The sequence below is a fragment of the Paucibacter aquatile genome (assembly GCF_002885975.1).
Lineage (GTDB): Bacteria > Pseudomonadota > Gammaproteobacteria > Burkholderiales > Burkholderiaceae_C > Paucibacter_A > Paucibacter_A aquatilis.
Window position 1 is genome coordinate 3,505,583 of sequence record NZ_POSP01000003.1, and the last position, 21,263, is coordinate 3,526,845.

Annotated in this window: 14 protein-coding genes and 1 riboswitch; of the genes, 9 read left to right on the forward strand and 5 right to left on the reverse strand. The window is 66.6% G+C overall.

Annotated features, from left to right (window positions below):
* Positions 1-391: 391 nt before the first annotated feature.
* Positions 392-2,455, reverse strand: a complete 2,064-nt coding sequence (locus tag C1O66_RS18295; protein WP_102769203.1) for a S9 family peptidase — start codon at positions 2,453-2,455, stop codon at positions 392-394.
* Positions 2,456-2,747: 292 nt separating this feature from the next.
* On the opposite strand from C1O66_RS18295, the gene C1O66_RS18300 reads away from it, so the two are divergent.
* The gene (locus tag C1O66_RS18300) at positions 2,748-3,443 is read left to right on the forward strand and encodes a glutathione S-transferase family protein (RefSeq protein WP_102769204.1); all 696 of its coding nucleotides are present in this window, start codon (positions 2,748-2,750) and stop codon (positions 3,441-3,443) included.
* Positions 3,444-3,507: 64 nt separating this feature from the next.
* Positions 3,508-5,079: a hypothetical protein gene (locus tag C1O66_RS18305; RefSeq protein WP_102769205.1), complete on the forward strand. Its 1,572-nt coding sequence runs from the start codon at positions 3,508-3,510 to the stop codon at positions 5,077-5,079.
* 25 nt (positions 5,080-5,104) lie between these two features.
* Here the strand turns inward: C1O66_RS18305 and C1O66_RS18310 are convergent, their stop codons facing one another.
* Genes C1O66_RS18310 through C1O66_RS18320 form a run of 3 tightly spaced genes read right to left on the reverse strand, consistent with a single transcriptional unit; the run spans position 5,105 to position 6,372 of the window.
* On the reverse strand, positions 5,105-5,701 hold the full coding sequence (locus C1O66_RS18310) for a DinB family protein (protein ID WP_102769206.1): 597 nt from the start codon (positions 5,699-5,701) through the stop codon (positions 5,105-5,107).
* 27 nt (positions 5,702-5,728) lie between these two features.
* On the reverse strand, positions 5,729-5,977 hold the full coding sequence (locus C1O66_RS18315) for a TfoX/Sxy family DNA transformation protein (RefSeq protein WP_102769207.1): 249 nt from the start codon (positions 5,975-5,977) through the stop codon (positions 5,729-5,731).
* A gap of 5 nt (positions 5,978-5,982) precedes the next feature.
* Complete coding sequence (locus C1O66_RS18320; protein WP_102769208.1) at positions 5,983-6,372, reverse strand: VOC family protein; 390 nt, start codon at positions 6,370-6,372, stop codon at positions 5,983-5,985.
* 306 nt (positions 6,373-6,678) lie between these two features.
* On the opposite strand from C1O66_RS18320, the gene C1O66_RS18325 reads away from it, so the two are divergent.
* From C1O66_RS18325 to C1O66_RS18350, 6 genes are all read left to right on the forward strand, one after another.
* Entirely contained in the window at positions 6,679-8,100 is a 1,422-nt protein-coding gene (locus C1O66_RS18325) for a M16 family metallopeptidase (RefSeq protein ID WP_165794677.1), read from the forward strand.
* 11 nt (positions 8,101-8,111) lie between these two features.
* Complete coding sequence (locus C1O66_RS18330) at positions 8,112-9,644, forward strand: M16 family metallopeptidase (protein ID WP_165794678.1); 1,533 nt, start codon at positions 8,112-8,114, stop codon at positions 9,642-9,644.
* Positions 9,645-9,665: 21 nt separating this feature from the next.
* A riboswitch (yybP-ykoY riboswitch) is annotated at positions 9,666-9,798 on the forward strand.
* Positions 9,799-9,894: 96 nt separating this feature from the next.
* A complete protein-coding gene (locus C1O66_RS18335) occupies positions 9,895-10,476 on the forward strand; it encodes a TMEM165/GDT1 family protein (protein WP_102769211.1) in 582 nt (193 codons plus the stop codon).
* 137 nt (positions 10,477-10,613) lie between these two features.
* Positions 10,614-11,768, forward strand: a complete 1,155-nt coding sequence (locus tag C1O66_RS18340) for a response regulator (RefSeq protein ID WP_165794679.1) — start codon at positions 10,614-10,616, stop codon at positions 11,766-11,768.
* Positions 11,769-11,792: 24 nt separating this feature from the next.
* Positions 11,793-14,990: a PAS domain-containing hybrid sensor histidine kinase/response regulator gene (locus tag C1O66_RS18345; protein ID WP_102769213.1), complete on the forward strand. Its 3,198-nt coding sequence runs from the start codon at positions 11,793-11,795 to the stop codon at positions 14,988-14,990.
* 248 nt (positions 14,991-15,238) lie between these two features.
* Positions 15,239-18,010 (forward strand): TonB-dependent receptor, encoded by a 2,772-nt coding sequence (locus tag C1O66_RS18350; protein WP_102769214.1) that lies wholly within the window; start codon positions 15,239-15,241, stop codon positions 18,008-18,010.
* Between the two features lie 109 nt (positions 18,011-18,119).
* On the opposite strand, the gene glpK is transcribed toward C1O66_RS18350, so the two are convergent.
* Positions 18,120-19,613 (reverse strand): glycerol kinase GlpK, encoded by a 1,494-nt coding sequence (gene glpK, locus C1O66_RS18355; RefSeq protein ID WP_102769215.1) that lies wholly within the window; start codon positions 19,611-19,613, stop codon positions 18,120-18,122.
* Between the two features lie 30 nt (positions 19,614-19,643).
* Between glpK and glpD the strand changes: the two genes are divergently transcribed.
* Positions 19,644-21,257: a glycerol-3-phosphate dehydrogenase gene (gene glpD, locus C1O66_RS18360; RefSeq protein ID WP_102769216.1), complete on the forward strand. Its 1,614-nt coding sequence runs from the start codon at positions 19,644-19,646 to the stop codon at positions 21,255-21,257.
* Positions 21,258-21,263: the final 6 nt, after the last annotated feature.

Here is a 21,263-nt window from a genome sequence, read left to right on the forward strand (position 1 = left end):
CCGTTCATGTCCCCCGGCGCCCGACTGCGTCGGGCGCCTCCTCCTTTACTTCACTTCGCAGAGCGCCCAGCCGACCCGATCCAGCAAGGCCTTGCCCCTTCGACGAAGACGCCGACCGGTTGAACTGACAAGGGGTGTCGGGTGAGTGCTGAAGCGAAGTAAAGGAGGAGGTCCGCGCGCAGCGCGGGCCGGGGGACATGAGCGGAAGCACTTGCCCGACACCCCTTGTCACAAGCCCAAACTTCAAGGGCTGCTCTGTGCCGTTCCCCGCCAATGGGCCCAGGTGGTTCTCGCTGGCTCGGCAAAGAAAAGCGCCCCAGAGCCATGACAGACTCCAGGGCGCAGATCACCGCCCAGGATCGGGCGATGAATGGGCCAGCGGTTCAGCGATTTACTTCTTCGCGGCCGCCTCCAGACCCGGCACATGCTCCGCACCGGTCACGATTTGTGCGGTGGACTGGCGCACGGTCTCGCCCAGGGGCTCGACACGGCCGCCCAGGCATTGCCCCAGGAAAGCCTCGGCCACGGCGTTGAAACCGATGCGGTTGTTGGGCTTGTTGAAGCCATGGCCTTCGTCGGGGTAGAGCACGTAGGTGACCGGGATCTTCTTGGCTTGCATGGCCTGGACGATCTGGTCACTTTCGGCCTGTTTGACACGCGGGTCGTTGGCACCCTGGCCGATCAGCAGGGGGCGGACGATCTGGTCGGCCTTGTAGAGCGGCGAGGCGGCGCGCAGGATGGCCTTGCCTTCCTCGGTCGTCGGGTCACCCATGCGGCTGTACATCTGCTTCTTGCCGGCCTCCCAGTACGGGGGAATGGTGCTGAGCAGGGTTTCCAGGTTCGAGGGGCCGACGATGTCCACGGCGCAGGCAAAAGTGGTGGGCGTGAAGGCCACACCGGCCAGGGCCGCGTAGCCGCCATAGCTGCCACCCATGATGGCGACCTTGTCCTTGGTTGTGACGCCTTGCTTGACGGCCCAGTCCACGGCGTCCAGCAGGTCGTTGTGCATGGCCAGGCCCCATTGCTTGTTGCCGGCGTTCAGGAACTTCTTGCCAAAGCCGGTGGAAGCGCGGAAGTTGACCGACAGCACCGCATAGCCGCGGTTGGCCAGCCATTGGTGGTAGCCGTTGTAACCATGGCCGTCGCGGGCCCAGGGGCCGCCGTGCACAAACAGCACCAGGGGCACAGGCTTGTCGGCCTTGCCGTCGCCGTTCTTGTCGGCCTCCTTGGGTAGGCTCAGGTAGCTGGGCAGGATCAGGCCGTCGCGGGCCTTGATCTCCAGGCCTTGCATGGGCACCAGCGGTGCGTCCTGCAACTCGGGGCGGGCGACATAGAGCGCCTGCAGCTTCTTGGCCTTGCGGTCGTAGAGGTAGGTGGCAGCGACCTTGGAGACCGGATCGATGCCGACGATCCACTTGTCGTCGGCGCGCGTGCGGCTGGAAACGATCACCTCGCCCTGGCCCAGCTGCTTTTGCAGCCAGTCGAAGTCGGCCTTCAGCGTCTTGTCAAGGAACTTCCATTCGGTCTGCAGATAGTCCACAGCATAGGCCTGGATCACGCCGCTGACCGGGTCGCGCAAGCTGGCCCCCAGATCGGCCCTGGCGTCCTCGGCCAGCAGGGTGCGTTTACCGCTGGCTACATCCTCGGCGAACAAGGCCGTGGTGTCGCGTTCGCGCGAGTCCATCCAGTACAGGGTCTTGCCGTCACGGGTGTAGCCCAGCGGCGAGGTGGCGCTGTCTTCCAGCGTCGTGCTCAGCACTGGCTTGTCGGCGGTCTTGCCGTTCTGGACCGGGAAGAAATCCTGCCCGCCCGCGGCATTGGGGCGCAGGGCCATGCGCACATTCAGATCGTCGTCGCCGAGGAAGCCGGCAAAGCCGTCGCCCTGCATCAGCAGCTTCAGCTCGCCGGTCTTGAGATTGAGCAAATGCACATCGTGCCAGCGCGGGTCGCGGTTGTTAATGCCGATCAGCAGCTCGTCGGGTCGCGTGTTCGAGCGTGCCATCATGCGCACCCGCACCTTGTTGTAGGGCGTGTAGTCGCGCTGCTGGCCGCTCTTCAAATCGACACCGTAGAGGCGGAAGTTCTCATCGCCGGCGTTGTCCTTGATGAACAGCACCTGCTCGCTGTTGCCCGACCAGAAATGGCCGGGGATCGGGCGGTCCTTGGAGTCGGTGACGGCCTTGGCCGCCTCGGGCTTGTCAGCCGGCGCCACCCAGACGTTCATCACGCCATTCACCGGTGCCATCCAGGACAGCCACTGGCCATCCGGGCTCAGCTGGGCGCCGCTCTTGACCGGGTTGCCAAACAAGGCTGAGCGGGCGATCAGCGGCGTTTCGCCACGGGCATTGGCCGTGGCGGCCACGGCGCTTTGGGTCAGCGTGGCGCTCAAGGCCAGGCTGGCCAGAGCCAACAGGGTGGGGGCGAAGGGGCGAACCGCAGAAGCAGACGATGTCATGTGCACCTCAGAAAGAGACAGGGCAGGTGGAAACGTGCGGGCCTTCGAAGCTCGGCGGCCCATTCTGAGGAAGGGGACGTCGGGCATGCGCTGGGCCCAGGATTTGGAACTGCAGGCTTGCAGCATAGTCAAACTTGCCAGAGCTCCACCCGCTTGCGGCGACAGACGGGAGGCTGGTCGACATGAGCTGCCGATCGGCCCGATGGGTGCAACCCGTCGACAGCCTGGGGCCGCTGCCCTGCCGCGCTCTGGCATATGCTGGCGCCCGCCACTTGGCTCACGGGTGCCCACCATGCTGCAACTCTTCATCGCCAACAAAAACTACTCGTCCTGGTCCTTGCGACCCTGGGTGCTGCTGATGCAGCTGCAACTGCCCTTCGAGGAGCGACTGGTGGTGTTCGGCCAGGCGCCGGGCAGCGCCGGAGACTACCGCTTGTTCTCGCCGAGCGGCCGCGTGCCCTGCCTGCATCACGAGGGCCTGACAGTTTGGGACTCCCTGGCCATCGTCGAGTATCTGGCCGAGCTGGACCCGCGGGTCTGGCCGCAGGACCGTGCGGCGCGCGCCTGGGCGCGCAGCGTCTGCGCTGAAATGCACTCCGGATTCCAGCGCCTGCGCGATGTCTGCACCATGAACTGCGGCCTGCGAGTGCAGGTGGGCGATTGGTCGCCCGCCTTGCTGGCCGACTGGCAGCGCATCGAGGCCTTGTGGCTGGAGGGCTTGAAGCGCTTCGGCGGCCCCTACCTCACCGGCCCCGATTTCACGGCTGTGGATGCGTTTTTCGCCCCGGTGGCTTTTCGGGTGCAGAGCTATGGGCCGGCCTTGGGCGAGGCCGCGCAGGCCTATGCCCAGCGATTGCTGCAGCTGCCGGCCATGCAGGACTGGTACCGCGCGGCCCTGGCTGAAACCTGGCGTGATGAAGCGCATGAGGCCGAGGCCCGGGCGGCGGGCCTCTGGCTGCAGGATTTGCGCGCCTCGGCGCCCGCATGAATCTAGGGCGGCCCAGAATCTGGGACGATGCGGGTCTGACCTTCAAGCCTGGAGCCCCGTCCCCGTGAGTGTTTTTTCGCCACCGACCAGTCCATCCGTCAAGCCCGTCGCCACCCCTCTGGATCGGCCCGATCTGGAACAGTTCGCACGCGAAGATGGCGGCTTCCCGCAGGCCTTCATCCGCGCCCTGGCTGCGCTGGCCGCGGCCGACGGTTTTGTCACGCTGGGGGAGTTCGAGCGGGTGTCGGCCTTGGCCGCCCGGCTGCAGGATTCGGCCCTGGGCGCCCACGCGGCCCTGCGGGCGCTGGAGTCGCCCGGCGAGCAAAAAGCCGCCTTTGCTCAGCTCAAGCGCGCCAGCGCCGAGCTGCCCGAGGCCCAGCGCCGCCAGGCCTTCCTGGATGCCCAGCCTCTGCTGCAGTTGCAGGGCGAGCAGGCACACAAGTTTGCGCAGGAGCTGGCGCAAGCCTTGCTGCTGCCCAGCCAGGAGCTTTCGCGCCTGGCCGAGGCGGTGGGCCCGGCGCCCTCGTTGTGGAAAACCGTCAGCCGCCAATCGGCCCGGCTGTTCGGCGGCCGGCCATTGTTGCCGGCGGCGCAGACGGCGGCGCGACTGTCGGGCGACATCGATCTGGCCCTGGGCGTGGGCCGTTACCTGGACGGCGCCAGCAGCGATCAGGTCTTGCAGCAGGGCATGAGCTCCAGCCTGACCGTGCTGGCGCGGCGACTCAGCGAGTTCGAGCGCGGCCTGCAGGCGCCGCCGCCGGAGGCCGGCTCGGCCGCCGCGTACGCGCAGCGGGTGGAGCAGCTGTTCCAGCAGGTGGGTCAGCGCATCGCCATGGTGGAAGCGCGCATCGCGCATGAAAAACGCAGCTTCGAAGAGGACTTTGAAGAGCTGATCCACGATGCCGGCAATGCCGTCGAGCTGCAGATGCTGGAGCGCCTGCGCACGGACGATTGGACCGAGCACAAGGTCTGGGCCGAGATGGCCCGCTCGACCTTTGCCAAGGAGCTGGAGCGCCGCCTGGACCGTGCCGCCCGCCGCCAGGAGGGGCAGCTGCGCCTGCTGAAGGAAGAGCTGCGCCTGTTCCGCGAAGAGTTCAGCCTGGTCCACGCCAGCGTGCTCGAGCGCCCGCACCACAGCCAGCTGCGCCGCCTGATGCCGGCCCTGCAGATCAGCACGCGGCTGAAGAATTCCACCGAGAGTGCGGCCGAGCTGACCCTGGGCGCCGGCGCGGTGGCTGCCGCAGGCACGGGCGCGGCGGTCTATGCCCTGGGTGCAGCCGCCGTGCTGCCGGTGATCGCGCCGGTGGCGCCGTTTGCGGGCGGTGCCTTGCTGGTGGCCGGCCTGCTCAAGTGGATGATGGACAAGAGCGGCCGCAAGGATGAAGAGCTGCGCCACAAGCGCGAGGCATTTGAGGCAGCGCTGCGCGAGCGCCTGTCCGCCATGCGCGTCGACAGCTTCGCCCAGCTCGACACCCTGGGCCAGGAGTTCCGTGCCAGCGCCAATGCCTTGCTGCGGCCGTTGCTGCTGGAGGCCGAAGCGGCGCGCCAGCTGCCCGAGACCGAGCGCCGGGTGGCGCAGCGTGTGATCCAGGACACGCGCCAGGCCATGCAGGCCCTGGGGGCGCCGGAGGCGTGATCCGGCCCCGTCCCGAGCGGACTCATCAGGCCCAGATGTCCGCCTCGGTCCAGCCCAGATCCTGAAACTCTGTGGCGCGCAGATCCGCCTCGCCGGCACAGAAAAACTCGTCCAGCTGAGGCGGCTTGACGGCGGTGCCGGCCAGCATGGCGTGCACCTGACCGCGGTGGTGGATCTGGTGCTGGAACAGATGGGCGAGCAGGCGTGTGCGGCTGTCCTGCTGCGCGCCCCCCGGCCGGGCGATGGTGACGATGCGGCCCAGATCGGCGTCGCGCTGGGCCGCGCAGTAAGCCAGCAGGCGCCGGTCGACGGCGGCCTGCTCGCGCTGCAAATCGGCAGCGTACTGAAACGGCTCGTCGACAGCGAAGAACTGGTAGCAGTCCTCGTGCGGGGCGTCGCCGGCCAGCTCGCGCTCCAGCGCATCGACGTAAAACCAGTCCACGCAGAGGTTGTGGTTCAGGGTCGCGAGGATGCTGGGGAAGAAGTTGCAGCGGGTCGCTTGCAGCTCAGACGGGCTCAGCTGGGCGCAGGCCGCCAGCAGGCGGTGGTTGGCCCAGGCATTGTTGTAGGCCATGCTGAGCAGATGGTGGGCCAGAGGGTCGGTGTGGGGGTTGGGCTTCATGCTTGCCGTATCCAGTGTCGTCAGGTCTCAACGGGGTGCCAAACCCAGGGCGTCCAGATGCAGCAAGGCTTCGCTGCGCCGTTCGCGGGCGATGTCGCGCCAGTCACGATCTTCCTGTGCACCCATCAAAGCGTACAGAAGATTGAGGCTGGCCCCGGGCCATCGTGCCTTGAGCTTTGCGTAGAGCGCATAGGCATCGTGCTGGCGAAGTTGGTCCAGATCGTGGATGCCGAGCGCAGCAAGTTGTTCCCGGCTGCGGGGCCCGAGACCGCGCATGGTCCTCAGCCCATGGGCGAGCACAACTCGACCAGGCTGCCATCCGGGCAGCGCACATAGGCGACCGTCTGGCCCCAGGGCTTGGTGACCGGTTCTTTCAGCGGCGTGGCGCCGGCGGCCACGGCGCGGGCGAAGGCGGCAGGCACGTCCTCGGTGCTGAAGCCGATCTCCATGCCCAGCGGGCGCGCGCTCTCGGCCGCCACCACATAGGGCTGGCCGACGCTGTCCAGTGCGGTTTCGTGGTCGACAAAGGCCAGGGCGGTGGCGCCGGTGTCCAGTTCGCCGTAGGCGCCCGATTCATGCAGGAAGCGGCGCTTCAGGCCGAAGGCGGCCTCGAAAAACGCCAGGGAGGCGGCCACATCGGCCACGTAAACAATGGTGTAGGCATAGTTCATGCGAGGGTCTCCGGCAGTGCGTGTGGATGGGGTGGGGGGATGGCTGCGGCGCATCTTGCCTGCCCGCTGCTGACATCGGCTGTCAGCAGTTAGGGGGGAGGGCGCCCGGCGGCGGCATCTGCAGCCGGGCCGTCACGGCCGAGCCGGTTCCTTGTGGCAGCATGGGCGTCTGCGCACGGCGCTTCGGCCGCCGTGGGCGCATCAGAAGAAGACGATGATGGGATCAGCGTGAGCAGCATGCACAGCAGAGAACGACGAGAGCCAGGACAGCAGGTCGGTGCGGGAGGGGCCGGGGAAGCGCAGGGCATGAGCGGCGCGCGTCGCCGCTTTCTGAGCCTGGGCCTGGGTCTGAGCCTCGGCACGGCCGGCCCGACCTTGCTGGCCGGCGCCAGCCCGGCGGTCTGGGCGCAGACCGCCGCCGAGAGCGCCGTGGCGCCGCTCAAGATCGCACCCCTGGCCTTCGAGCGCCGCATTCTGACCAATGGCCTGGAGCTGATTGCCCTGCCTCAGGCCGGGGCCACAGTCAGCGTGCAGGTCTGGTACCGCGTGGGCGGCAAGGACGACCCGGCCGGTCGCAGCGGCTTTGCGCATTTGTTCGAGCACATGATGTTCAAGCGCACCCGCTACATGGCCAACGAACAGTTCGACCGCATGACCGAGGATGTCGGCGGCAACAACAATGCCTTCACCGCCGATGACATGACGGCTTACCACAGCGTCGTGCCGGCCAACCACCTGGAACCCCTGCTCTGGGCCGAGGCCGAGCGCATGTCCAACCTGACCGTGGATCAGGCCAATTTCGACAGCGAGCGCGCCGTGGTCAAGGAAGAGTTCCGCCAGCGCGTGCTGGCCGAGCCCTACGGCCGGTTGTTTCACGCCGTGCCGCGCCTGGGCTACCAGCTGCACCCCTACCGCCGCCCGGTGATCGGCAGCATCGAGGAGCTGGACGCCGCGACCCTGCAGGACGTCAGTGCCTTCCATGCCCAGTACTACCGGCCGGATAACGCGGTGCTCATCGTCACCGGCGCGTTTGACCCGGTGCAGCTGAATCGCTGGGTGAACCATTACTTCGGCAGCATCCGCCAACCGGCCAGTGCCATCCCGCGGGTGCAACAGAGCGAGCCGCGGCGTGCACGCGACGAGCTGCATCAGCTCAAGGCGCCCAATGTGCCGCTGCCGGCGGCCTTGCTGATCTGGCAAGGTCCCAAGGCCTCCAGCGCCGATGCGCCGGTCTGGCAGGTGGCCCAAGGGCTGCTGGCCATGGGCGAGTCCTCGCGCCTGAACGAGAGCCTGGTCTACCGCCAGCAGCTGGCGCAGAGTGCCGGCTTCGAAGCCCAGCTCAATGCCGACGCCGGCCTGTTGGTGGCCCATGCCATTGCCAGCGGCAAGCAGAGCGCCGCCGAGCTGGTGGCGCCGCTGATGCGTGAGCTGCAAAAGCTGGCCGAGGAGCCCATCGCCGCAGCAGAGCTGGAGAAGGTCAAGGCTCAGCTGCTGACCGCTGCCTTGATTCGCCGGCAAACGCCGCTGGGCCTGGGTGAGGTGCTGGGCGAGGCGGCCTTGCTGCGCGGTGATGTGCAGTGGGTGAACCGCGAGTTGAACGATTTGCAGGCGGTCAGCGCCGCCGATGTGCAAGGCGTGCTCAAGCGCGATGTGCTGCGCGGCGCCCGGGTGACCGTGTTGTACGAGGCCGAGGCTGCGCCGGCCCGCAAGAAAGTGGGCAAGCCATGAGCCGCCGGACCATGTTTTCGTTCGTTCGCCGCCCGCCTGTGTTGGCTGCGGCCCTGGGTCTGGCCTTGGCCGCCTCCTTGGGCTGCGCCTGGGCCCAGACCGGGTTTGAGTCGCCGCCCCGCCCGGCCTCGCCCCAGCCTTTGCAGGTGCCCGATTTCATTCAGCAGCGCCTGGCCAATGGCCTGGGCCTGGCCGTGGTCGAGCGTCATGCCCAGCCTCTGGTCACGGCCTGGCTGTTGGTCCAGGCGGGTGGGGCTTATGACCCGGGCGGCAAGTCCGGCCTGGCCGAGCTGAGCCTGGCCCTGATGGGCAAGGGCGTGCAGCGTGGCGCCGGCCCGGTGTCGGCCGCGGCCCTGGCCGCCGAGATCGAGGCCTTGGGCACGCAGCTGGAGATCGGCAGCGCCGCTCGCAGCAGCCACCTGGGCGTGACGGTGGCCAGCCACCGCCTGGACGGCAGCCTGGGCCTGCTGTCCGAGATGTTGCGCAGTCCCAGCCTGGCGGAAGAGGAGTTCCAGCGCCTGCAGGCCCAGGCGGTCGATGCGCTCAAGCTCGGCCGCTCCGACCCGGGCCAGTTGGCCGCCCAGATCGGCCGCCGCCTGTACTGGGGCGACAGCCCGCATGGTCAGCAGCCCACCCTGGCCAGCCTCAGCCGCATCCAGCTTGACGATGTGCGCGCCTTCCACCGCCTGCATGTGCGGCCCGAGCGGGTCACCCTGATCCTGGCCGGCGACATCACGCCGGCCCAGGCGCGCAGCCTGGCAGACAAGCATTTCGGCAAATGGCGAGCCCATCGCATGGCACTGCCGCAACAACCGTCCTTGGTGCCCAAGCCGCTGGCGGCGCGCACGGTACTGGTCGACCTGCCCGGTGCCGGCCAGAGTGCGGTGCAGGTGATGGCACCGACCGCCGGCCCAAGCCCCGTGCCCTTTGCCCGCCTGACACCCGAAGCCCAGGCCACCGAGGTGCTGACCCAGCAGGCCAACGCCCTGGCCAATGCGGTCCTGGGTCAGGGCTACTCCTCGCGCATCAACCAGGAGGTGCGCATCAAACGCGGCCTGAGCTACGGTGCCACCAGCGGCATCGACGCCCAGCCCGGGGGCGCCCAGCTGATCACCAGCGCCCAGACCAAGCATGAAAGCGCCGGTGAGGTGGCGGCCTTGCTGCAGCAGGAGATCCGCCGCCTGTCTACGGAGCGTGTGCCCGACCCCGAGCTGGTGGCACGCCGCGCGGTGCTGATCGGCGACTTCGGCCGCCAGCTGGAAACCACGGCCGGCCTGGCCGCCCTGGCGGCCGAGGGCCTGATGCGCGGCCGACCCCTGGCCGAGCTGGGCCGGGTGCCGGATGAACTGGCGGCCCTGGACGGCGACATCGTGCGCACCCTGGCCACCCGCCACTGGCAGGGCGAGCGCTTGCGCACCGTCATCGTGGCCGATTTCAAGCAGGGCGGTCTGGCCCTGCGCCAGCAGTTCCCGGATGCCCTGGTGCTCAAGGCCGAGGAGCTGGACCTGGCCAGCCCGACGCTGCGCCGCGGCGGCCGCAAATAGGCCGGCTTCAAGCCCGCGGCTACAATGGTCGGGTCATTGGGGAGTAGCCGCTGCAGCCGCCCTGGCTGCCGGCCCGCGTCAACACACTTGGTCGAGCGTTCGGCCATGGCGCGGGCAGCGTCATCTCTTGTGCAGTGTGCAAGACCTGACCCCTGGCAAGACCTTTGGCCACCCACACCTGCTTTGCGGCCGGCGTGTGCGTGGTCATCGGTTGTTTTCATGCCGGCCGCAGGAACAGTGTTCGCCCACCATGGAAGCCTTTCTCGTCTCCACCGGCATCGTCGCCCTCGCTGAAATCGGCGACAAAACCCAGCTCCTGGCCTTTTTGCTGGCCGCCCGCTTCCGCAAGCCCCTGCCCATCATCCTGGGTATCTTCATCGCCACCGTGGTCAACCATGCCGGTGCCGGCGCCCTGGGCGCCTGGATCACCGCGCAAGTCAGCCCCACCGTGATGCGCTGGGTGCTGGGCGTGGGCTTTGTCGCCATGGCTGTCTGGACCTTGATTCCGGACAAGATCGACGAGGAAGAGGAGGGCGGCAAAGGCCTGAAGCTGGGCGTGTTGGGCACCACCATCGTGGCCTTCTTCCTGGCCGAGATGGGCGACAAGACCCAGGTGGCCACTGTGGCGCTGGCGGCTCAGTACCACGCCTTTGTGGCCGTGGTGGCAGGCACCACCTTGGGCATGATGATCGCCAATGTGCCGGCCGTCTTGCTGGGCGAGCGCATCGCCGGTCGTATTCCCGTTCGCCTGGTCCATGGCATTGCCGCAGCCATCTTTGCGGTGATCGGGGTGGCCACTTTGGCTGGTGCGGGACAAAAGCTCGGTTTCTGAGCCGTTTACTCCTGCATGCTGTTGCGCAGCGGGGCTGGTCGCCGGCCCGGTTTGCTGGTTCAATGCTTCGACGGGCGCAACACGCACAGTCAGAGTTGCGCCCGGACATGGAACAGTTCGCCAGGGGAGTTCTAACAATGACGGTGCGATCTCATGTCTTGCTGGTCGACGACGACGAGCTGACGCTGCAAATGCTGGAAGCCACACTGGAAGCTGACTTCAAGGTCAGTCAGGTCAGCAGCGGGGCGGAAGCCCTGAGTCGCTGTGACAGCGACCCGCCCGACCTGATCGTGCTCGATGTGGACATGCCCGAGATGGACGGCTACGAGACCTGCCGCCGCCTCAAGGACAACTTCTCCACAGCCGACATCCCGGTGATCTTTCACTCCGCTCGCACCAGCATTGACGAGCGATTGCAGGGTTATGCCGCTGGCGGCGCCGACTACCTGCCCAAGCCCTTTGATGCGCCCGAGCTGCTGGCCAAAATCAATCTGGTGCTGGCCCACCGCGACCGGCAGCGCGAGCTCAGCGGCCAGCTCGACGAAGTGATGAATGCCGTGCTCTCGTCCGCCGATATGGTGGGTGAGGCCGGCGTGGTGCTGGAGTTCCAGCGCGCCCTGGTCGGCTGCGCGGACAACGCGGCCGTGGCGCGGGCCATCCTCGATGCCCTGCACCGCTATTCGCTCGATGGATGCGTGCGCATCCGCGGCGGTGGCGAGGTGTATTCGGGCAATGCCCGCGGGCCCTGCAGCGCGCTCGAGAACTCCATCCTCGACCATCTGCAGGCCCAGACCGAGGGCCAGCGAATCCGCCCCTTCGGCCACCACACCGGTTTCTCTTACGACCGCGTGGTGCTGTTCGTGCGCGACCTGCGCATGGACCGCGGCGCCGACATGGACCGGGCCGAATCCGAACGCATGGGCCGCGCCATCGACAACGTGGCCCTGCTGGTCGAGGGCGCGGTGCAGCGGGTCGGGGCGCTGGAGTCCCTGGTCGCCACCCGCGATCTGGCCGATGTGCGTCATCTGGTCAGCATGACGCGCAATGCCTTGACCGACATTTCGGCCCGCAACCAGGCGCAGCAGCGCGAGGTCAAGCAGGTGTTCGACAGCCTCAATGCCGAGGTCGAGAACAGCTTTCTGCATCTGGGGCTGACCCAGAGCCAGGAGGACCACCTCAGCAGCATCATCAAGCAGCATCTGGAGGCGGCCTTGGCGGTGCTGGGCAAGAGCCAGGAGGTGGAGGCTTTCCTGGGTCGTGTGATCCACAAGCTGGGCCAGGCTGCGAATTGAGTCCAGGCCTGCTGCGTCCAGATCATGGCCGCCCTCCAATCTGCACCGCCGGCCGAGGCTTTTGACGAGCCCTCGGCCATCGAGCCCCCGCTGAACGCCGCGCAGCAGGAGGAATCCCTGCGCGGTTTCAAATCGCGCCTGGACGCGATGATGCTGCGCAGCGCGCGCGTGTTCCTGGTGCTGGTGATGCTGGGGGCCCTGCTCCAGATTGCCGGTACCTTGAACCAGACCGAGCTGGCCTGGTCTCTGCGCCTGAGCCGCGCCGGGCCGGCCACGGCCGTGTTGTTGATCTGTGCGCTGGCCTTGTTGCTGGCGCTGCGCTGGGGCGTGCGCCTGGCGGCAGGATTCTTCAGCGCTGCGGTGATGCTGGCCCTGTTTGCCTCGGCCGCCTGGCATGGCAACGGGGTGCGCTCCTCGGGCATGGGCGCGGTGCTGGCGGCCCTGGTGGTGATGGGCCTGATGGTCGGGCCAAGGGCCGCCATGCGCGGCACGGTGCTGGCCTGTCTGGGCTTTCTCGGCCTCTGGCAGGCCGAGGTGCGCGGCCTGATCCCGGGCCTGGTGGTGCAGAACACGCCGCCGCTGAGCAGCTTCGCGGTCGTCTACAGCTTTGGCGCCGTCATGATTGGCTGGCTGGTGCTGCGCTACGGCACCGTGTTCTGGGAGGTCACCTCCTCGCTCGAGGGCTCTCGCCGATTGCTGGCCGATACCGTGCGTGCGCAGCAGAAGGTGGCGCAGGAGCTGCGCGACAGCGAAGAGCGCTTGCGCATGTTGCTGGACAGCTCCATCACCAGCATCCAGATCCTGGAAGGCGAGACCGGCGCGCTGCGCTTTGCCAATGCGCAGACCCTGGAGAAGTTCGGCTGTGCGCGACCGTCCGATCTGGCCGAGGCCTTGATGTACCCCGGTGGCTTGTACGCCAAGGAGCAGCTGATGCAATGGGTGCAGCGCACCCTGGATCAGGGGCCACAGTATTTCGAGTGGCAGTCGCGCCGTCGCGATGGCACGCCGATCTGGTGGGACATGAAGATGGACCGCATGCGCCTGGCCGGCCAGGCCTGTGTGGTGCTGTTCGGTCACGACATCACCGCCCGCGTGCGCGCCGAGGCCGAGCTGCGCGTGCAGCAGGGCCGGCTGGAAGACGATGTGCGCTTGCGCACGGCCGAGCTGCAGGCCGAGAAGCAGCGCATGCAGGACATTCTCGAAGCCCTGCCCATCACCTTGAGCATCCGTGACACGGCGGGGCGCTACATCCTGATCAACCGCGCTTTCGAACAGGCCAGCGGCTTCAAGCGCGAGCAGGTGCTGGGCCAGACGGCCCGGGCCCTGTTCAACGAAGAAGTGGCGGCCGAGATTGCCGAAACCGATGCCCAGCTGCTGGCCGGCAGTGCCAGCAGCCTGAGCAGCGAGCGCCAGATCGTTCATCCCAAGGATGGGCCGCACGACTACCTGCTGACCATGGTGGCCCTGGTGGACGCGCGCAAATCGCTCTATGGCATCCTTAATCTCGGCACCGATGTCACCTCGATCAAGCGCCTGCAGCGCGAGCTCAGCGTGGCCAAGGACGAGGCCGAGCGCCTGGCCCGGGTCAAGAGTGACTTCCTGGCCAATATGAGCCACGAGATCCGTACCCCGCTCAATGCGGTGCTCGGCCTGGCCCAGCTTGGCGTGAGCCGCAGCGCCGATCCGCTGGCCAGCCGCAATGGCTTCGAGCGCATCGTCCGCTCGGGCCGCCATCTGCTGGGTGTGATCAACGACATCCTCGACTACTCCAAGGTCGAGAGTGGCAAGCTCGACATCGAGAGCCTGCCTTGCAACCTGGTCCACCTGGCCAAGGAGGTGGTGGATCTGGTGTCCGAGCGCGCCGATGCCAAGAACCTGCGCCTGCGCATGGAATACAAGTGCAGCTTCGACTGGGTGGCGCTGGACTCTCTGCGGGTGACCCAGATCCTGGTCAACCTGCTGGCCAACGCCATCAAATTCACCGACAAGGGTCGGGTCACCCTGACCCTGGAATCGCAGCGCGACTGGTTGCGCCTGTCGGTCACGGATACCGGGCCCGGCATCCCGCCGGAGCAGCAACTGCGCATCTTCCGTGCTTTCGAGCAGGCCGACAGCTCCACCACCCGGCAGTTCGGCGGCACCGGCCTGGGCCTCAGCATCAGCAGCCAGCTGGCGCGCGCCATGGGCGGTGACATCGAGGTCGACAGCGTTGTGGGCCAGGGCTCCTGCTTCACGCTCAAGCTGCCTTTGGTACGTGTCGAGCCGGGCCAACTGGAGCTGGTGGAGCAGCGAAGCGAGCTGCCCCCGCTCAGCGGGCCGGGCGTGCTTGACGATGCCAGCGAGGCCAAGGTCAGCCTGCGCGGCCTGCGCATCCTGATTACCGACGATGTGGACATCAACCGCGAGATCCTGCAGGACATGCTTCAGGTGGCAGGCGCCGAGGTACTCAGCGCCGAGGGGGGCGCGCAAGCCATTGCCCACTTGCGTGAACAGGGGCCGGCCGGCATCGACCTGGTGCTGATGGATGTGCAGATGCCCGAGATGGACGGCTATGAGGCCACCCGCCGCCTGCACCAGCTGGCGCCCCAACTGCCCGTGATCGCGCTGACCGCCCATGCCCTGGCCGAAGAGCGTCAGCGCTGCCTGGCGGCCGGCATGGTGGCTCACATCAGCAAGCCGATCGACCAGGCCGAGCTGCTGCGTACCTTGACGAGCTTGAGCGCAGGCATCCCCCGACGCGCCAGTCTCAAGCTGAGCAGCATGCAGCAGCCGGACACCGCTGTGCCTGCAACGCCGGCCTCCATGCCAGCGCCTGTGCCGCCGGCTTCAACAGAGGCGATTCAGGCGCCTGCTCCCGCCAGTCTCTGGCCCGATCTGCCGGGCACCGACTTCGCCGCGGCGTTGACCCGCTGTGCGGGTCGCCAGGAGTTGCTGGCCAAACTGCTGGGTACCTTCGCCAAGCAGTACAGCCAGCACCAATCGTTGTTCGAAGAGGCCCTGGTGGCTGGCGGCAGCACCTTGGCCAGCGCCGCCCACCGACTCAAGGGCCTGGCTGCCAATCTGGGCATGAACCGCCTGGCCGACTGCGCCGCTGCCTTGGAGCATGCCGCCGGCCCCCAGGGTGAGCCCGGCCAGATCACTCCGGCCCTGATGGCCTTGAACCGCGAGCTCTCCCCCATGATCGGAGCGATTCAGGCCTGGCGCGAGCGGGCGCAGGGCTGAGCGGAAAGCCAGGGCTGGGCACCCTGGAAATGTTTGCCTAGCCCCACCTTGCTGCACTGCGTCTGTACGGGAAGTCATGTCCCTTGTGTCGTCGATGCTTTCGGGCAACGAACAGGGTTAGCCCTGCGACGTGCGCTACGACTGAGACGAAAAATCCGACCACCGCACCTCCTGTGTGGCCCCGTGCTGGGCGAGCCGCTTGGACGCGGGTTCATAGCCATCCCATAAAGATCAAAAAGGAGAACTTGATGCTGAAGCAGAAACGTCTGTGTACCGCGCTGGCATACGTGTATGCCGGTGGAATGAGTTTGATGGCGCCAGCCTTGGCTCAGGAAAGCCTGGAGCGAGTGTCCGTCACAGGCTCCTCCATCAAGCGCTTAGATTCGGAGACTGCTTTGCCTGTTTCCGTAATTACACGCGAACAGATCGACAAAAGCGGCGCAACCAGTGTCGAAGACTTGTTGCGCCGAGTGTCTGCCAGCGCTGCTGCATTTTCTGATGCAACTCAGGGTGTAGGTTATGCAACATCCAACGCGAACATGCGAGGACTGGGCGCCAACTCCACCTTGGTGCTTCTGAATGGCCGCCGCTTGGCCAACCATCCCTTCGGTTCGATTGGCGGCAATGTTTCGGTGGACCTGAATAGCATTCCATTCGCTGCCATCGAGCGCGTCGAGGTTCTGCGTGACGGTGCTTCCGCCGTTTACGGCACGGATGCCGTGGGCGGTGTGATCAACTTCATTACGCGTCGCGATTACAAGCGTGGTGAAGTTTCTCTTCGTTACGGTACGACCAGCGCGAACATTGGCGGTAGCGAAAAGGGCGCATCCCTGTCTCTGGGTTTGGGTGACTACAACTCCGACAAGTTCAATTTGTTGGTGACCGCCAATCTGCAGAAGAACACCCGTCTCCGTGCGGTCGATCAGAAGCTGTACAACCGATTCGACGAAATCGCCGATGCTGGTGCGCCGACATCGGGTCGTTCTTTCCCTGGCCGCTTGGTGGACTTCAACATCACACCGGGCGCCTACCCCGAGCTGAACCCTGGGGCGGCGTTCTCCGCCTGCGATCCTGAAAGCACTGTCTTGCAAACCCTGGCCGCAACCACACCCAATGGCACGGCCAAGAAGCGATGCCGTTTCATTTACGCCGCGGTGCTGGACAACCTGCCTGATCAAGACAAAGGTGATCTGTTCGGTCGCTTGAGCTTCAAGATCGACCAGAACCACGAAGTGTTCGCAGAGGCGTCTTATGCCCGTGCGCATGGCATCGGTCGCATTGCACCAGTTCCCATCGATTCCACGGCCGGCCATTTCGATCGAAAGACGGGTGAGTATCCGTCCTTCAAGATGCCGACCAGCAGCCCATACTTCCCCAGGGATTTACTCACCAAGCTGGGCTATACCGCGGCCACCTGGGATCCAGATGGCGATGGTTTCACGGAGGTGGCGCTTCGCGCAGTGCCCCTGGGCAACCGGATCAACGACAACACGAACGAGCAAACCCGTCTGGTGCTCGGTGCACGCGGCATGCTGTCGGGTTGGGACTACGACAGCGGCCTGACGCTGTCTCAAGCCAAGGGATCGCTGTCGTACGAGAACTATGTGCACGAGGGCCGTTTCATCACGGCCCTGGCCACTGGGAACATCAACCCTTTTGGTGCCAGCACAGATATGGCGGCCTGGAACAGCGCTCGCATGGAAGGAGCAATGCGCCGCTCCAAGGCCCGGACCCTCGGCTTTGATGCCAAGGCCAGCCGCGATCTTTTTGAGATGGCTGGCGGCGCGGCTGCATTGGCTGTCGGGCTTGACCTGCGTCACGAAAAGGCGGACGACCAGCCGGTCAATCCGGACTACGCTGCGGGTTTGCATGTTGGCGGTGAGGGCACGGTGCCAGCGACAGCGGCCTCGCGTTCCATCAGCGCCGTGTTTACTGAAATGAGCCTGCCCTTTGCAAAGGGGTGGGAGGGCACGCTGGCGGCTCGTTTTGACAAGTACAGTGACTTTGGTTCGACCTTCAATCCACGCGTGGCGCTGCGTTTCCAACCGAGCAAGGAAGTCATGTTCCGCGGGTCTTTTGGGACGGGGTTCCGCGCCCCGACGCTGTGGGATGTGCACAGCCCGGCAGCCTTCACGAATACCGCAAACCCCGCCACCGACAAGAACTGTCCTGCAGCCATGCTGGCTGATGAGGACCCGCGCTGTGTGGACAACCAGTTCAATGTGTTGAATACGGCCTCGGCCAATCTCAAGGCAGAGCGCTCCAGGCAGTACACCCTGGGCATGGTGTTCGAACCCAGCAAGGGCTTGTCTGCGACCGTGGACTACTGGGCCATCTCCAAGACCGATCAGATCAGCCAGATCGGTGGCGATGCCATTCTTAGCAACGACTATCTGTTGAATCTATACGCCTCCCGCGTCCATCGCATCACCACCGGCGCCAATGCAGGCATCATTTCCTATATTGATACCCCGATCGAGAACCTTGGCAAGCTCAAGACCTCGGGCCTGGATGTGGATCTGCGTGGCAGCTGGAAGCTGGCCGACATGGGCATGTTCAATGCAGGCATCACTGGTACTTATGTTGCACAGTGGAAGCGGCAAGTTGGCAAGGACACACCCTACATCAGCTATGTTGGTACGGCTGGCGATGGCGCAGTGGTTCAGCCGGTGCCTCGTTGGCAGCACACGGCCTTCTTCGAGTGGCAGACGGGGAATTGGGCCCTGGGCTTGGAGAATGTTTACATCAAGGGTTGGACCGAGTCGGCCAAACAGGTCTACAACAATGTGGGTGGTAGCAGTGCCCACGATGTCAAGGACTCCAGCCGATGGAATCTCTCCACCAGCTACAAGGGCTTCAAGGATCTGACTTTGCGTCTGGGCATCCGCAATCTGGGTGACAGCGAGCCGCCGTACACCGCCGTGCCGTCCTACGGCTCGCATGCCGCTGGCTATGCCGGTTCCTTCGTCGATCCGCGTGGCCGCTTCTGGTACTTCTCGGCCGGCTATCAGTTCAAGTAAGTCCCAAATTCATCGGTGTGCCGGCTTGCCGGCCGCCGATGACCATTGCCCAGCTCAAACCCCGCCCAGGTCACGGACTTCGGCGGGATTTTTTTGGGGCGCCGTGCTGTCAGGCCGCCGTCACCTGCCGCACCGCATGCTCCCATGCGGCCATGCGTTCGGCGGCCTGGGCGCGGTTGCCGCTGGGCTCAAAGCGGCGCTCGGCCTGCCACTGGGCGCTGAGCTCGTCCAGGCCGGCGTAGACGCCGCAGCTCAAGCCCGCCAGGTAGGCGGCGCCCAGGGCGGTGGTTTCGATCACGCGCGGGCGCACGACGGCGATGCCCAGCAGATCGGCCTGGAACTGCATCAAGAGGTCGTTGACGCAGGCGCCACCGTCCACGCGCAGCTCCTGCAGCGGCGCACTGCCGGCGGCGTGGGCGTCGCGGCTCATGGCTTGCAAGAGGGCGGCGCTCTGGAAAGCGATGCTCTCGATGGCGGCGCGGGCGATGTGGGCCTGCGTGCTGCCGCGGCTCAGGCCCAGGATGGCGCCGCGCGCCTCGGCCCGCCAGTAGGGCGCGCCGAGGCCGGTGAAGGCCGGCACGAACATCACGCCGCCGGCATCCGGCACGCTCTCGGCCAGGCTTTGCACGGCGCCGCTGTTCGGGATGATCTGCAGCCCATCGCGCAGCCACTGCACCACGGCGCCGCCGACGAAGACGCTGCCTTCGAGCGCGAACTCGGGGCTGGCCGTGGTCTGGGCGGCGCTGGTGTTGATCAGGCCGTTGGCCGAGGTCTGGAACTGCCGGCCGGTGTGCATGAGCATGAAGCAGCCGGTGCCGTAGGTGTTCTTGGCCATGCCAGGCTGGAAGCAGGCCTGGCCGAACAGGGCGGCCTGCTGATCGCCGGCGACGCCGCCGATGGCGATCTCGCCGCCCAGGTGGGCGGCCATCACGCGACCGAAATCGCCGCTGGATGGTCGCACCTCGGGCAGCAGCGCCGGCGGGATCTCCATCAGGGCCAGCAGTTCTTCGTCCCAGCGATTGCGCTGCACGTCGAAGAGCAGGGTGCGCGAGGCATTGCTGACATCGGTGGCATGCACGGCGCCGCCCGTGAGATTCCAGATCAGCCAGCTGTCGATGGTGCCGAAGGCCAGTTCGCCGCGCTCGGCCCGGGCCCGCGCGCCGGGGATGTGGTCGAGCAGCCACTTGAGTTTGGTGCCGGAAAAGTAGGGGTCGATCAGCAGCCCGGTTTTGGCGCGCACCATGGGGGTCAGGTCTTGCGCGCGCAGCTGGGCGCAGAAGGGCTCGGTGCGGCGGTCTTGCCAGACGATGGCGCGGTGCAGGGGTTGGCCGGTCTGGCGGTCCCAGAGCACAGTGGTTTCGCGCTGGTTGGTGATGCCGACAGCGGCAATGTCGGCGGCGCGCAAGTCCGCTTGGCGCAGGGCGGCCTGGGCCGTGGCCCGCTGGCTTTGCCAGATCTCCAGCGCATCGTGCTCCACCCAGCCCGGCTGCGGGAAATGCTGGGCAAACTCCTGCTGGGCCATGGCCACGATGCGGCCGCTGCGCTCGAAGACGATGGCGCGCGAGCTGGAGGTGCCCTGGTCGAGAGCGAGCAAATAGGACATGGCGTCAAGCCCTTGGCTTAGAGTCCGGGGATGGACCATTTTGACGTACTGGTGGTGGGCGGCGGCATCAATGGTGCCGGCATCGCGCGTGACCTGGCGGGCCGCGGCTGGCGGGTGTTGCTGGCCGAGGCTTCCGATCTGGCGGCGCACACCTCCTCGTCGAGCACCAAGCTGATTCACGGGGGCCTGCGCTACCTGGAGTACTACGAGTTCTCGCTGGTGCGCAAGGCGCTGCAGGAGCGCGAGCTGCTGCTCAAGAGCGCCCCGCACATCATGTGGCCGCTGCGCTTCGTGATGCCGCATGACCGGGCCATGCGCCCGGCCTGGATGATCCGCATCGGCCTCTTCCTCTACGACCATCTGGCCCGGCGAGAGTGGCTGCCCGGTTCTGCCGGGCTGCGCCTGCGTGACAGCCCCTTCGGTGCGCCACTGAAGCCCGAGTTCGAGCGCGGTTTCGAGTACTCCGACGGCTGGGTGGACGATGCCCGCCTGGTGCTGCTCAACGCCCTGGATGCGCATGCCAAGGGCGCCGAGATCCTGACCCACTGCACCGTGACCGAAGCGCAGCGCGAAACCGCGGAGCAGGGCGGGGGCTGGCGCGTCCGCCTGCAGATGGCTCACGGTGAGCGCCGGGTCCAGGCGCGCGCCCTGGTCAACGCGGCCGGCCCCTGGGCCGAGACCTTTCTGCGCCAAGTGGCGCGCCCGGCCGCGGGCGAGCCCCTGGCCACCAAAAGCCTGCGCCTGGTCAAGGGCAGCCATATCGTCGTGCGCCGTCGCTTCGACCACGACCATGCCTACATCTTCCAGAACCCCGACCGGCGCATCATCTTCGCGATTCCCTACGAGGGCGAGTTCACCCTGATCGGCACCACCGATGTGGAGCTGCCCGACGCCGCCATCGCCGGCTTTGCCAAGGCGGAGATCGAGGCGCAGGAAGTGGCCTATCTGTGCGAGCAGGCCAGCCGTTATTTCAAGACGCCGGTGCGGCCCGATGAGGTGCTGTGGAGCTATGCCGGTGTGCGACCGCTGCTCGACGATGCCTCGGGCGATGCCAGCGCCGTCACGCGCGACTATCTGCTCGAAACCCATGGCGACGGCGCGCCGCTGCTGAGCGTCTGGGGCGGCAAGATCACCACCTTCCGCAAGTTGGCCGAGGATGCGGCCGATTTGATCGGCGAGATGCTGGGTGAAGAGCGCCCGGCCTGGACGGCCCCGGCCCCGCTGCCGGGCGGCGATCTGTCGGACTGGATCGGTGCGGCGCAGCGGCCGGATCAAGATTTCGAGCGCTTTGTGCTGGCGCTGCAAACGCGGCATGGCTATTTGCCAGCCCAGTTGGCCCGGCGCCTGGCGCGAGCCTATGGCTCGCGCGTGGGCCTGCTGCTGGGTGGCGCGCGGACGCTGGCCGATCTGGGTGCCGAGGTGGCGCCGGGCCTGTTCGAAGCGGAACTGCGTTACCTGCGCGAGCATGAGTGGGCCCGCGATGCCGAGGCGGTGCTCTGGCGCCGCTCCAAGCTGGGCCTGCATTACAGCGAGGCCGAGCGGGCTGCCGTGGCCGCCTGGCTGCAGCAAGCGGCGGGCCGCAAAGAGAACGCCGCGCTCGGAGGCGCGGCGTTTGGAGATCGCAGCGGCGGGCCGCTGCTCTGACCAACT